Consider the following 14,295-nt stretch of genomic DNA (forward strand, 5'->3'; position numbering starts at 1 on the left):
ACTGCGTATTTCTGTTCCATGGGAATCATGATTCTGTTACTTACGGCGGGGCCCGCCGCTTTGCTATCCTTGAGCTGCAACAAACAATTCATTTTGATACGGGGGGCTTCAATTGAGAAAAAAAGGTTGGCTTGCGGGATTCGTATCGCTGGCGCTGATCGCGGGCGTGGTATCGGGCTGCTCCGGCGGCGGCAGTAAGGGGGATGCCGAGGGGGCGGCGGGCAGTACAAAAGCCGCTTCGTCCGCTTCAGGCGGCGCCGTCAAACTGAAAATGTGGGGCGGGGTTCCGCCGGAGGCCGGTCCGCAAGAGGTGGTGGATGCCTGGAATAAGGATCACCCGGATATTCAAGTGGAGTATGTGCGCTTTGTCAATGACGATGAAGGCAACTTGAAGCTGGATACGGCGATTATGACCGGACAGGATGTCGATCTCTTCGTCAACTATTCCGCTTCCCAGGCGTCAAAACGGGTTGCTTCGGGGGCTGCGGCTGACCTGAGCGCATTCACGGACTATAATATCGATGAGAAAATGGGGCCCGAAGCGGCCGGCTGGAAGATCGACGGCAAATATTATGGCGTACCGACGACAAAAAGCTCCTTTTTCGTCGCGCTGAACAAGGATGCCCTGGATGCAGCCAACCTCCCGGTTCCGAAGGACTGGACCTGGGATGAGATGAGGGAATACGCCAAGAAGCTGAAGAAAGGCGAAGGCTACGGTTTTATCCAGAATACCGAGCCGTTTGTCGATCCGATCGACTCCGTGCTTGCCAAAGAAGGCTATACCAAGGCGGACGGCAGCTCCAACCTGGATCATCCGCTCGTGCGCAAATGGCTGGAAAGCTTGTATGGCATGATGAAGGATGACAAGACGACGCCTCCGCTCGGCGAGCAGCTGACGTCCAAAATGCCGGTCGAGCAAATGTTCCTCAGCGGTGAAGTGCCGATGCTGAACATCGGGGCCTGGCTGCTCCGCAGCTCCAACAACTTTACCGATTATCCGCGCGATTTCAAAATTGCGTTTGCACCGGTACCGCGGCTGGAAGAAGACGCCGCAAACTACGTGACCCGCGGCGGACTGGGCGATTATATATCGATTAACGCCAAGTCCAAGTATCAGAAGGAAGCGTGGGAGTTCCTGAAATGGTACGCGGACGGCGGTATGGCACCGATGGCAGCGGGCGGGCGTCTGCCTGCATCCAAGGATGCGGATCAGGATACGGCGCTGAAGAGTATGCTGGGAGACAAGGGGGACACCTACGATCAGGAATCCTTGATGTACGTCATGTTTGACAACAAGACGCCGACCTTCGTCCGTACTGTTCCGCAGGAGGTTATGGATCTGCGCTCGCAGGAATATGAGAAGTACTTCCTGGGGTCCCAGGACCTGGACGCGACGGTGGCGGCCATGGTGAAACGCCATGACGAATATTTAAAATCCAATCCGCAGCAGTGACCTATTGCCTCGAAGGTGGTACGCTATTTGAACACAAGGGATGGCCAAGTCTATTGGCTGTCCCTTGCGCATTCTGGATACTTGGATCAAAGCAAAAAAAGTGCCGAGGCAAGGGAGAACAAAAACGGCGAACAACAGCGATCGGTGGAAACTTCATGCAATTGCCCCTACATGGATCCGATTTCCCGATTATCGATAGAACGATTTGATGAACAAGCGCAGCGAGTCGTCCTCGAGGCGCTTTTTTTTGCATCATTTTGTGATATGAAGACGATGGTTTTGTTCCTTCTGCGAAACGTCCCGGCTTGCTAGACTGAGGACATCAAAAATATGAAAGTAGGCGAAACGCATGAACAACCATTGGATGAGAAGGCAGCGCAGGCTGGGTTACGTCTTCATCGGGCCCAGCATGATCGGCGTGCTGCTGTTCTTTCTCATACCGGCCGTATACTCCCTGGGCTTGGTCTTCACGGATTATAAATTCATGAATCCCAAGGTCGGGTTCGTCGGTCTCGATAATGTAACCCGGATGCTGCACGACAAGCTGTTTTACCTGTCCTTGAAGAACACCGTACTGTTCCTCGTGGCGGTGCCGGTGTCCATCGCGCTCGGCTTTGTCGTCGCGGTCATCCTGAACCAGCGGATCTACTTGAAAAAGCTTCTGCGCGCCCTGTACTTTATGCCGTACATTACGAGCGGGGTGGCCGTCGCGTTTGTGTGGATGCTGCTGTTCCAGCCGAAACAGGGGCCGATCAACGGATTTCTCCGCGGCATCGGAATCGATCATCCTCCCGGATGGCTGTCGACGACCACCTCCTCCATGTTTGCGATCGACATCATTTGGATCTGGTTCCTGATGGGGTATAACATGATCATTTATTTAGCCGCGCTGCAGGAGGTATCGCCGGAGCTGCTGGAAGCCGCGAAGATTGACGGCGCCCGGCCGGGACAGCTGCTCCGCAAAATCATCTGGCCGCTCGTCAGCCCCACCACGTTTTTGCTGCTGGTGACCGGAATGATCATGACGATCAAGACGTTCGGCATTATTCAGGCGACGACCCAGGGCGGCCCTGGGAACAGCACGACCATCTTGTCCCTGTACGTCTACCAGAACGCTTTCCGGTACTACGACATGGGCTACGCCGCCACGATATCGTGGGCGCTGTTCATCATCATCCTGATCATTACGGTGATGCAATGGATCGGCCAAAAACGATGGGTTCATTACTAAGAGAAAGAGAGGCCTGAAGCATCATGGAACTCCAAAAACGACTGCTGGCCGGCACGCCGGGCAGGCTGCTGGTGACGCTGATTATGCTGGCGCTGGCCATCGTGATGGTTATGCCTTTTCTATGGATGATCAGCACGTCTTTGAAAACACCGACCGAAGTATTCAAATACCCGATCGAGTGGATTCCCGCGCATCCGACATGGGAACACCACCTCAAAGTGTGGACCGGACCGAAAAGCTTCGGTACTTACTACCTGAATTCGCTAAAAATTGCCCTGATCGGCATGGCGGGCGCCACGTTCCTGTCCGCGTTTGCGGCTTACGGTTTTGCCCGGATCGAATTCAAGGGAAGGAACGCGTTGTTCATGCTATATTTATCCATGATGATGATTCCCCCGCAGGTACTGTTCGTACCCAAGTTCATCATGTTTGAGTGGGCCGGCATTTATAATACGCATCTCGCCCTGATTCTGCCCGGCCTGTTTACGATTTTCGGTGTATTCATGCTGCGCCAGTTCTTCCTTTCCATTCCCCATGAGATTTCCGAGTCGGCTTTTATCGACGGGGCGGGGCATTTCCGGATCTTCTTCCGGCTCATACTGCCCCTCGCCAAACCGGCGCTGGCCACCTTGGCCATTATCGATTTCTCCTGGCAGTGGAACGATTACGAGAACGCGCTGGTCTTTTTGATCGACGAGCGGCTGTACACCATTCCTCTTGGACTTCAGAACTTTATCCTGGAAAATACGGTGGACTATAACGGCATGATGGCCGCGGCGTCTGCAGGCATTATCCCGATGATCGTCGTGTTTGCGATCGGCCAGCGCTACATTATTCAAGGGTTGACCAACTCTGCGGTGAAAGGGTGAGAGGATGAAAACCGAGACGATACGAAGCGACGTAACCGTCATTGGCGGCGGGCTGGCCGGGGTATGTGCTGCTATTGCGGCGGCAAGGCTCGGCAGCCAGGTCGTGCTTGTGAACAACCGCCCGGTACTCGGCGGCAATTCAAGCAGTGAGGTGCGGGTGTGGGTGTGCGGGGCGACCGCGCATGGCATTAACCGGTACGCTAGGGAGACCGGCATCATGGGCGAACTGTTCGTCGAGAACCAGTACCGCAATCCGGAAGGCAATCCGTACCTGTGGGATTTGGTGATCCTGGAAGCGGTGCGGGCGGAGCCGAACATTACGCTGCTGCTGAACACCGATGTGCATGAAGTCGAGGCGGACGGTCCGGAGGAGAACCGGACGATCCGGTCGGTGACCGGCTGGATGATGGGCTCCGAGCGGCGCATCCGCATGGAAAGCCCCGTCTTTCTCGATTGTACCGGCGACGGTCTTGTCGGCTTTATGGCGGGCGCCCGCTGCCGTATCGGCCGGGAAGCCTCCCGTGAATACGGGGAAGCGTGGGCGCCGGAGGAGGCGGACGGCATCACCTTGGGCAGTACGCTGTTGTTTTACACGAAGGACGCGGGTCATCCCGTCCGGTTCGTACCGCCTTCTTTCGCCAAGGACATTACGCAGACGCCGATTCCGATCAAGCGGGTCATCCGCAGCGGCGACTCGGGCTGCCATTACTGGTGGATCGAGTGGGGAGGCGAACTGGACACGGTCCATGACAACGAGGTCATCCGGGATGAACTATGGTCGGTTATCTATGGGATCTGGGATTATATTAAAAATTCAGGGCGGTTTGATGCCGACGCCATGACGCTGGAATGGGTCGGTTCCATTCCGGGAAAAAGGGAATATCGCCGCTTTGTCGGCGACTATGTGCTGAACCAGAATGACATCATCGCGCAGGAACCGTTCCCTGACCGCATCGCCTTCGGCGGCTGGTCCATCGATCTGCACCCGCCGCAGGGGATGTATGCCGAAGCCAGCGGCTCCAAGCATATGCACGCGGACGGCATCTACCATATTCCGTTCCGCAGCCTGTATTCGGCGAACGTCTCCAACCTGCTGTTCGCCGGCCGCAACATCAGCGCTTCCCACGTGGCTTTTGGCACAACGCGCGTCATGGCTACATGCGCGGTGATGGGGGAAGCGGCCGGAACCGCCGCTGCGCTCTGCGCGGCGAAGGGCGTGCCGCCGCGGGCCATTTACCGCTCGCATCTGCACGAGCTGCAGCAGACGCTGCTGCGCCAGGATGCGTCCGTCATCGGCCTGCGGCATGAAGACGACCGGGACCTCGTCCGCCAGGCAAAGGTATCGGCCTCGTCGGTCCGCGCCAGCATCGGCGTCACCAAACCGCATTCAGCCTACCGGCTGGAGCGGGATGCCGCAATTTTGTTTCCGGTGGAGCCGGGGATGCAGGGACTGGAGCTGCTCGTAGACGCGAGCGGGGATACCCGGCTGACCGTGGAGTTGTGGGACACCGGCCGTCCGGAAAACTACGTGCCCGGCACAAAGGTGGCTGAAGCCGAAGCAGCTGTTTCCAAGGGCGAAGCGCAGTGGATATCCCTTCCGCTGGCTTGGGCACCGGACACGCCGCAGAATGCTTTTGTCATCATCCGCGGGAATCCGGACATTAGCCTGTACCGGGCGGCTGAACCCCTTACCGGCGTTCTTGCTTTTGAAAAGGGGGCGGTCCCGAACGCTTCAGCTAATTTGGAGGACCATGACGAGAATCAGCCCGTCGTGGCCTGGAGCATGAAGGCGCTGGTCCGGCAGCCGTTCTGCTTCAAGGTTCTGGGTACGACCGCTGCCTATTCGCCGGCGAAGGCAATCGGCGGATACAAGCGGCCATTCGGCGGACCCAATCTGTGGGCGTCGGATTCGATTGGGCCGGAAGACGAGGTATGGCTGCAGTTGACATGGGAGAGTGAAATCACCCTGCAGGAGGTGCGACTGACATGGAACGATGACGTCAACGAAGACCTGATCAATCTGCATCATCACCGTACACCGTTCGAAATCATTCCTGAACTGGTCAAGTCATACCGGCTCGAGGCACGCATCCGTGGGGAATGGAGCACGATCGCCAGTGTTCAGGATAATCGGCGAAGAAGCAATCGGATCGCTTTGAATGAGCGCATTTCCGCCGACGCGCTGCGCCTCGTGATCGAAGAAACGAACGGTGCCCCTGCCGCCGAACTCGTGGAGATTCGGGTATATTGATTGGAAGGTTAACGGAACCAATTATCGCAAAAGTACGGTTTGAGGCAGCCATCCACCAAGATGGCTGCCTTTTCGAGTTAGCGCAAGCTAGATAGTTGGTCCTATGTCGAACCGCAGTATGAGACGATGTTCCCTTTTTGTTGGAAAACTGAACCAAATTCGGGGTGATGAACGTAGTACCGAGTAGTCCAACAAAAGGAGGTTCATTCATGAAAAAAAGGATGGCATGGCTTCTGGCCGCCGCACTGACATTGACCCCGCTGGTTCCAACCGCTGCAATGGCGTCCGGCACGGAAGCGACGGTTCCAGCCGCCAAAGGGCTTCAACAAATCGCCGCAGAGAAAGCGGAACTGCTCACGAAGCAATACGGGACGATCAGCGTGCAGTACGCGCTCATCGACCAAGGGAAGATTCAAGTTTCCGGCCAAACCGGAACGAATGATCAAGGGGGCAAGGTTCCGCTAACGAGCGGCACGATGTACGGCATCGGCTCAACGAGTAAAATGTTTACGACCGCCGCCGTCATGAAACTGGTTGACGAGGGGAAAATCAACCTGGATACCCCGCTTGTACAGTACATACCGGATTTCAAAATGAAGGATGAGCGTTACAAGCAAATTACCCCGCGCATGCTGCTGAACCATTCCTCCGGGATTCAAGGTTCCAGCCTGAATAATGCGTTTTTGTTTGAAGACTCGGACCCTTATGCGCACGACACTCTGCTTGAGCAGCTGTCCAAACAAAGCTTAAAGGCCGATCCTGGCGCTTTCTCGGTGTATTGCAACGACGGCTTTACGCTGGCAGAGATCTTGGTGGAACGTGTAAGCGGTATGAAATTTACTGCCTTCGTTCATCAATATTTCACCGGACCGCTGGACATGAAGAATACCAAAACTTCGCAGGATATGGTGGATCCTTCCCAAACGGCAGGTCTCTATTATCCCGGCATTCAGCAGCAGCTGCCGAACGAAACGGTGAACGTGATCGGAACGGGAGGCATTTATTCCACAGCGGAGGATTTGGCGCGGTTCTCGCAAATCTTTACCGGACAACAGCAGGGCATCCTGTCCGCCAAGTCGGTTGAAGCTATGGGTCAGCCTGAATACAAAAAAGGATTGTGGCCAAAAGATGCGGACAATTCCTTTGATTATGGCCTGGGCTGGGACAGTGTAAGGCTGTATCCGTTTAACGATTATGGCATCAAAGCGGTCGTCAAAGGCGGGGACACGATTCTGTACCACGCTTCGCTGATCGCCCTTCCGGAGCAGAATATGGCTGCGGCTGTCGTATCATCAGGCGGAAGCAGCTCGACGAACCAGCTCCTTGCGACACAGATTCTGCTGGAAGCGCTGAAAGAAAAAGGGACGATCAAAGAGATTAAGCCGGACAAATCATTCGGTAAACCGGTTCCGGCCAGCATGCCGGAAGATCTGAAGAAGGAAGCCGGATATTACGGCTCGACCAATCAACTGGTCAAGGTTGATTTGAAGGATGGAATGATGTCCGTCACAGTTCCGAATGTACCTGAGTATCCTGCGGAGAAATATGTGTACACTTCGGACGGAACGTTCGTGAACGAAGCGGGTACCGCGAAAGTCAGCATTGTGAAGGAAAAGAATGGTTTGACTTACCTATGGGTCCAGGAATACAGCAGCGTTCCTGAGCTTGGGCAAATCGCGTTGTCCCATTATCTGGCTCAAAAGCTGGACAGCAACCCGCTGACGAAAGACGCGGCCAAAGCTTGGGATCAGCGTGAAGGTAAAACCTATTATCCGGTGAACGAAAAATACACGTCGGTCATGTATTTGATGAAGCCTACGCTGGAGATCAAGCGGGCCCAAGATTTCCAAGGGTATTTGAACGACAAAAAAATTACCGGACCGAATACGGCAGCCAGCGTTCTTCAGGTTCCGGGCATGGGCGGCCGGGACACGTCGGAATACAGCTTCTATAAAAAAGACGGGGCCGAATACCTGGAAGCCGCGGGCAGCGTGTTCGTCAGCGAAGATCTGGTGAAGCCGCTGTACCATGGCAAACAATCGACCGTCAGCATCAAGGCCGATGGTTATGCAAGATGGTTCACGGTTCCGAAGCAAGCCGCCGGAAAAACGATGACGGTGAAGCTTCCGGTTGAAGGAGGATTCGTCGTTTATGACGCCGAAGGCAAGCTCGTAAATATGAGTGAAGTCAGCGGATCTAACCAAGTTGTCCTGCCTAAGGACGGAACCGTTGTTTTCGCAGGAGACGCCGGATCTTCGTTCAACGTCAAAATTGATAAAAAGTAAGGTATAATACGTAACCTGCTATCACCATTCATCATTTCAAAGCCATTGAATGCAGAACCACCGCATCCTTCATCTACTTAGGGGCGGTGGTTTTATATTACAGAGGGAGCAAAATCCTGGCTGTAACCAACAAGCTGCCATTCACTTGGATTACCCGGCTCAAATACAGTAGAATAAGTAAAACCTAAGCTCGCAGGGGGCGGTCGAACAATGAACAACAGTGAAGAGTGGAAGCAGGCCGAACATGCTCTATCCCGAATGGAAGTGCTGAAACAAGGCAGCAACGAGCCGGTGGCGATAACCGGTGAATCGGAGGATTTAGTCTGTATCGGCATCGGAACCGACGCGGCTGTGTTTGTATACGAACCGCTTCCAGCGTATGCATATAAGCTATACACGGAAGCTGCGCTTCCAAAGAAGCAGGCGGAAATTCATGTCTACAGCCGGCTGGAAGACAGTCCGTTTTTTCCTGTGTTTTACGGGTCAGGAGAACGCTATGTCGTCATCAGCCGGGAAGAAGGTATGACTCTGTATGATTGCCTCCTGTATGGGATCCCGGTGCCAAGGCAGGTCATCGACGATGTGGATGCCGCTCGTGCATTTGTAAGGAGCAAAGGGCTTAACCCAAGGGACATTCATCTGAAAAATGTGCTGCTTCAGGACGGGCGCGGGAAAGTCATTGACGTGTCTGAATATGTCCAGAGCGGAAACGATAAGCGGTGGGAGCATCTGGAATGGGCGTATGACAACGTGTATCCGCTGCTGGAAGGCAAAAGGATCCCCTTATGGCTGATTGAAGCCGTGAAGACGGCTTATAACCATCTCGATCCGTTGAACATTAATTTACAGGAATTTTCCGAACGCATACGAAAGCTTTTTATAAAAAATTAATTGGCCTGCCTCTTGACCCTCACATTAGTGTCAGGGTTTACAATAAAGACCAACCGTGCAGGAAGGAGGAGATGGAGCCTTGAACATTGGAGAATTGGCGGAGCGGACCGGTGCTAGCATTCGCTCCCTTCGTTATTATGAACAAAAGGGGCTGCTTACGCCGCTGCGAAAGGAGAACGGGTACAGGGAATATACCCCGTTTGCGGTCGAGCAGGTGCAGGCCATTCAGCTGTATTTGAACCTTGGATTGTCTACAGACGAAATATCCGGAATATTGCAGTGTGTCTTGCAGAATAAAGAAGCCTTTTGTAAAGACGTGCTGCCGATCTACCAGCAAAAGCTTCAGGAGATCGATAAACAGATTCAAGTGCTGACCAGCATCCGGGCCAATTTGACCGAGCGCATCGATTCCATCCTGCTCGAACGATCCCTATCCGGTCAGGAGGAAGGTTAAATGAGTATTCAAGCGGTTAACGATACGACGTTTACGTCGCAAATAAGATCCCAGGGAACCACATTGGTGGAATTTGGAGCGGTATGGTGCCCTCCCTGCAAGAAGCTGCTCCCCATGCTGGATGAATTGTCTGAAGAGATGGGGGATCAGGTGCATTTTTTGAAGGTGGACTGCGATGAGTCTCCTGCTACCGCCAGCCAATATCAGGTGATGTCCGTTCCGACGGTCATCGTGTTCCGCGATGGTGAGGCTGTCGAGAAGCTGGTTGGTCTTCGGCCGAAGAGCGTTTACGAGCAGGTTGTATCCAAGCATAGCTGACATGGGGATTAAGCTGTAAGCGAAGCTGGACGATTTTCCCGGTAAGAAGGGTGGATTGTCGCCTTCACGGTGAGATTTGATAAATAGTATGAAGTCATCAATAGACGGCGGTTCCGGAAGCATGGTTCACATGTTGGCCGGGCGCCGTCTTTGTCTGTTTGGAGGAAGGAATAAGAAAACACAAACCGATCGATAAAAACGACATGTTAAACGGTGAAGAGCCTTGTTATTATGTAAGCGATTTCAAAACAAGAAAGGTGGGATATAATTTGACGGGTTGGAGGAAAAAGGTCAGCGCAAGTCTGATCGTATTGATGATCTGCTCCCAAGCGGCAATGGCCGGGGGGAAGCAGGCAGTTGACGCTGCTGCGGACGGGGACGTGAACTTGGCGGTTGGCAGTACGGCGACGGCAAGCTCGGGCAGCGCAGCGAACGCGGTGGACGGCAAAGGCGAAACCGTATGGCAGCCATTAGCCGCCGACAGAAAGGATGATATGAACGTGTGGCTTTCCATCGACTTGGGTAAGGAGGAAACCTTCAACAAGGTGATGTTCAACCTGAACCGGGCAGACAATCTGAAGGATTACCGGCTGCTCTATTCGAACGACCAGACGAATTGGAACGAAGCATTCAGCAAAAACAAAGATTTAAGCGCATCGGAAACCGCCAGCTTTGAGGCGGTCAGCGCACGGTATTTGAAGCTGAGCCTGAATCTCAGCAAAGACCTGAACGTGCAGCTGTCCGAGCTGTCCGTGTATAACAGTTCGGAGGCACCGGCACCGGCGGACCTTCAGCGGATCTATTTTACCGATGCGGCCGGAAAGGAATACCCGAACAACAGCGAAATCCGGCTGAACAAAGGAGAAGAAGCAGCGCTGTTTTTGAAAGGTGAACTGAAATCCGGCAGCGTCGTGGATTTAAGTGAAGTGGCGAAAACCTTTAAATCTTCCACCATGGACGTGTCCGTATCCCCTTCGGGAACCGTGACGGCGAACCAGATCGGGGCTTCGCTGATGCAGGCGGTCGTACATACAACGGAAGATTTGAAGACAAGCGACCTATGGGTGGTCGTTGATGATCCCGCAGCCTTTCAAGGCGAAGCCTATGTCGTCAACTCCAAGCTGACGCATCCGCGGATGAAGACGGAAATCGGACAGCCGGCCGTTATCGAACCGCAGGACGTTTATCCGACCGTGTCCCTGACGCCTACCGTAAACGGAAATGTCACAGGCGAATTGATTTATAACGGAAACGAGACAGTTAATGCCTTGCCAAAGACAGCGTTGACTAAAGGAGAAGCGGTGGAATGGACGCCTGTAGGGAAAGCGGACCGGCAAGGGTCCTATCAGCTGCGGTTGACGATTGAACAGAGCGGCAAAGAACCCGTGTACGAATCATATTATTTTACCGTACTTGATCCCAAAAGCGTTCCTGCGGGACAAAGCCAAATCGCTTTCCGGGGTAAAGACGGGAAAATGGTATACGTCGGCGATTACCGCGGCAACCAAATTCTCGACTTCTCGAATGTCGGCTATATGGGCGGCGGTGTAAAGATACCGAACGTGCCTGTAAAAGCCACCGTATCTCCGGGAGAGGGAGATGATACCGCACGCATCCAGGCGGCGATCGACGAGGTGGGCCGGCTTCCGCTCGGCAAGGACGGGTTCCGCGGCACGGTCCTGCTGAAAAAAGGCAGATATGACGTCGGCGGCACACTGACCGTAAAAGCCAGCGGAATCGTGCTGCGGGGTATGGGTCAGGACGAAAACGGGACGCTTATTTATGGCACCGGGGCAAATCCGCGCAATTTGATCGAAATCGGGGAGAATGTCGGCCTTACTTTGGACAGTGGCTCTAAGCAGACGATCTCCGATTTGTACGTGCCATCGGGTGCGCGAACCTTTCATGTGGAAGACGCCAGTGCCTATCATGTAGGCGACCAAATCGTCGTCCGCCGGATCGGGGATAAAAACTGGATTCATGCGATCGGCATGGATTACATTTACAACCGTCCGGGCGGCACGGCAACCCAGTGGTCTCCGTTCAACCTGGATTTTGACCGGATCATCACGGCCATCGACGGCAATTCGATTACGGTCGATGCGCCGCTGGCAAGCGCGATTGAGCGCCAGTGGGGCGGCGGTGAAATCTACAAATACACGGATGAGGCCCGCATTCAGCAGGTAGGCGTCGAAAATATGCGGGTGGATTCGGACTTCGATCCGAGCGTCATCGATACCGTCATGGATAACGATACGACCGACCCGTATTATGCGGACGAGAAGCATGCCGAGCGCTTTGTCGTGTTTAACAGTGTTAAAAACGGCTGGGTCCGGGATGTGACGGGGTATCATCTGTCGTACTCTCTCGTTCAGATGAGCCGCAACTCCAAATGGATCACCGTTCAGGACAGCAAGATGTACGATATGGTCAGTATCATCACCGGCGGCCGCCGGTACGTGATCCATCAGATGGGCCAGCTGAATTTTGTGCAGCGGATCTACACGGAGACCGCGCGGCATGCGTTTGTCGTTGACAGCAGGGTGCAGGGGCCAAACGTGTTTCTGGACGGTGAAGCGGTCAAAAATTATAACACCAGCGAACCGCATCACCGCTGGTCCGTAGGCGGACTGTTCGATAACATCAAGGCTCCGATTTCCATCCGGGACAGAGCCTGGCTCGGCAGCGGCCATGGCTGGGCCGGGGCCAACTATGTGAGCTGGAACACGGAAGGAGAGCTCACCTCCCAGCAGCCGCCGACAGCACAGAACTATGCCATCGGACATGTCGGCGAGAAGGTTGCCGGACTGGTTCCGAGCGACTATGATCCCCGCCCGCGCAGCGACGGATACTGGGACAATTACGGCCAGCATGTGACCGTTGAGAGCTTGTATAAGCAGCAGCTGGAGGAGCGGCTGGGCAAAAAAGCGCTGAACAACATACAAAAGTAACCAACAGCTAGTTCCGGTTGAGCAGCATCCACAATTTGTTGAATGAAGCCAAGCGATGAAGCCATGATTCCCATCCTATTCTCTTTAGAGTACGGCGGGCGGAATCATGGTTCTTTTTTATGTAAGCATAAAAAAACACAACCGCCAGGAATCTATGCCATGGAGAGACAGGCGGATCAGGAGTAGCATGGAGGCTGGAATCACGCAGTGAACGGAATAAATCTGAAAGATGCTGTTCAATAAAAGGAGGCCAAATTATGAAAGCGCTTCTCGTTGGGTTGGGAGGTTTTGGAGGCGGCTGGTACCGGAAGCTCCGGTCTCAGTACGCGGATATAGAACTCGCCGTTGCAGATACAGACTCTGGTAAAAGGACGGCGGTAGAGGCAGATGGAATCCCTTTTTACGAAAATGTGCGGGAAGCCATCGAGAGGGAGCGGCCAGATCTATTGATCAACGTTACCCCAAGGGAGGTTCACAAGCGCATTAACGAGCTGGCGTTCGATCATAAACTGCCGGTATTTTGCGAAAAGCCGATCGCTGACAATTATGAGGATGCCGCCGCGATGGTGCAGCGTGCTGAACAGGAGCAAATTCCGTTTATGATCGCGGAAAACTACCGGACGTTTCCAGCGGTCCGGAAGCTGAAGCAGCTCCTGGACGAAGGGGCGATCGGAGAGCTGCGGTCCATGGAATGCGATTTTTTCAGGCAGCGCCAAAAAATAACGCTGGAACGGGACGAGGTGCTGGAAGAAGTCATCATTCACCATTTTGACCTGCTGCGGTATTTGTCCGGCCGCGAAGTGAGCAGGCTGTATGCTTCACGCAGGCATGTGTTTCATATTGTTATGGACCTGCAGGCCGGAATCCAGGCCTCGTTTCGCTGTTCCTTGACCAGCCAGGGGCGGGAAACGCAGTGGGCCGGCGATTGGCGGATCGAGGGATCGCTGGGCAGCTTGACCTTTGCGGGCGGCGTGCTCGAGCTCGTGACGGCGGATGGCGTCCGGCGGATGGAGGATTTTAGTGATGTAGACGCCCCGGGACCGTTCACCGAGTTTTTGCGGTCACTGGAGGAGCACCGCCCGGGTGAAACGAATGCCAGGGATTATTTAAAAAATCAGGCTTTGGCGGATTACACGAGAAGGTCTCTCCGGACAGGTGTCCCTGTGGATCCTTCGGACAGCTGGGGATATGGGCCGGCCGTCATCCGCAATTTTCTTCGGGCCGAACTTACAGGCTCCGTGAGCCATGGGGGGGAAGGCTTGGTGTATGGCAGCAAGCTGTTCGGGAGCGGCGATTTCGATACGCCGCTGAAATTTTTGCATTACACGGTCATCCCGCCGGGGTCATCCATCGGCCTTCATGGTCACCGCGAGGATGAGGAACTGTACGTTCTGCTCGAAGGAAGCGGCTTGATGACGGTGAACGGAAGAACGTACCGGGTGGAAGCCGGGGACATCGTCCTGAACAAGCCTTGGTGGAGGCACGGCCTTCGGAATGACGGGGATGTGCCGATGAAAGCGATCATTTTTGAGGTGGGTATACCCAAATAGATGTGTCTGCAGCAAAAGCCGGAGGATGAGGAGAGGTGAAGC

The 14,295-nt window shown here is 54.3% G+C and carries 10 protein-coding genes; all 10 read left to right on the forward strand.

Going from position 1 to position 14,295, the window contains the following annotated elements; all coding sequences use genetic code 11:
* Window positions 1-112 precede the first annotated feature (112 nt).
* Entirely contained in the window at window positions 113-1,453 is a 1,341-nt protein-coding gene (locus KI379_RS11260) for an ABC transporter substrate-binding protein (protein ID WP_212983603.1), read from the forward strand.
* A gap of 349 nt (window positions 1,454-1,802) precedes the next feature.
* A complete protein-coding gene (locus KI379_RS11265; protein WP_212983604.1) occupies window positions 1,803-2,684 on the forward strand; it encodes a carbohydrate ABC transporter permease in 882 nt (293 codons plus the stop codon).
* 23 nt (window positions 2,685-2,707) lie between these two features.
* Window positions 2,708-3,553: a carbohydrate ABC transporter permease gene (locus tag KI379_RS11270; RefSeq protein WP_076166330.1), complete on the forward strand. Its 846-nt coding sequence runs from the start codon at window positions 2,708-2,710 to the stop codon at window positions 3,551-3,553.
* A 4-nt stretch (window positions 3,554-3,557) separates the two neighbouring features.
* Window positions 3,558-5,804 carry an FAD-dependent oxidoreductase gene (locus KI379_RS11275; RefSeq protein ID WP_212983605.1) on the forward strand — a complete coding sequence of 749 codons (2,247 nt, stop codon included), beginning with the start codon at window positions 3,558-3,560 and terminating at the stop codon, window positions 5,802-5,804.
* Between the two features lie 209 nt (window positions 5,805-6,013).
* Window positions 6,014-8,089 carry a serine hydrolase domain-containing protein gene (locus tag KI379_RS11280; RefSeq protein WP_212983606.1) on the forward strand — a complete coding sequence of 692 codons (2,076 nt, stop codon included), beginning with the start codon at window positions 6,014-6,016 and terminating at the stop codon, window positions 8,087-8,089.
* A 210-nt stretch (window positions 8,090-8,299) separates the two neighbouring features.
* Window positions 8,300-8,980, forward strand: a complete 681-nt coding sequence (locus KI379_RS11285; RefSeq protein ID WP_212983607.1) for a serine/threonine protein kinase — start codon at window positions 8,300-8,302, stop codon at window positions 8,978-8,980.
* 79 nt (window positions 8,981-9,059) lie between these two features.
* Window positions 9,060-9,434: a MerR family transcriptional regulator gene (locus KI379_RS11290; RefSeq protein WP_145020275.1), complete on the forward strand. Its 375-nt coding sequence runs from the start codon at window positions 9,060-9,062 to the stop codon at window positions 9,432-9,434.
* The gene (gene trxA, locus KI379_RS11295; protein ID WP_212968687.1) at window positions 9,435-9,752 is read left to right on the forward strand and encodes a thioredoxin; all 318 of its coding nucleotides are present in this window, start codon (window positions 9,435-9,437) and stop codon (window positions 9,750-9,752) included. It abuts the gene before it with no gap.
* 269 nt (window positions 9,753-10,021) lie between these two features.
* A complete protein-coding gene (locus KI379_RS11300; RefSeq protein ID WP_212983608.1) occupies window positions 10,022-12,703 on the forward strand; it encodes a discoidin domain-containing protein in 2,682 nt (893 codons plus the stop codon).
* Between the two features lie 257 nt (window positions 12,704-12,960).
* Window positions 12,961-14,253: a cupin domain-containing protein gene (locus KI379_RS11305; protein WP_212983609.1), complete on the forward strand. Its 1,293-nt coding sequence runs from the start codon at window positions 12,961-12,963 to the stop codon at window positions 14,251-14,253.
* The last annotated feature ends 42 nt before the right edge of the window (window positions 14,254-14,295 follow it).

This window comes from Paenibacillus cineris (assembly GCF_018333335.1).
Taxonomy (GTDB): Bacteria; Bacillota; Bacilli; order Paenibacillales; family Paenibacillaceae; genus Paenibacillus_AQ; species Paenibacillus_AQ favisporus.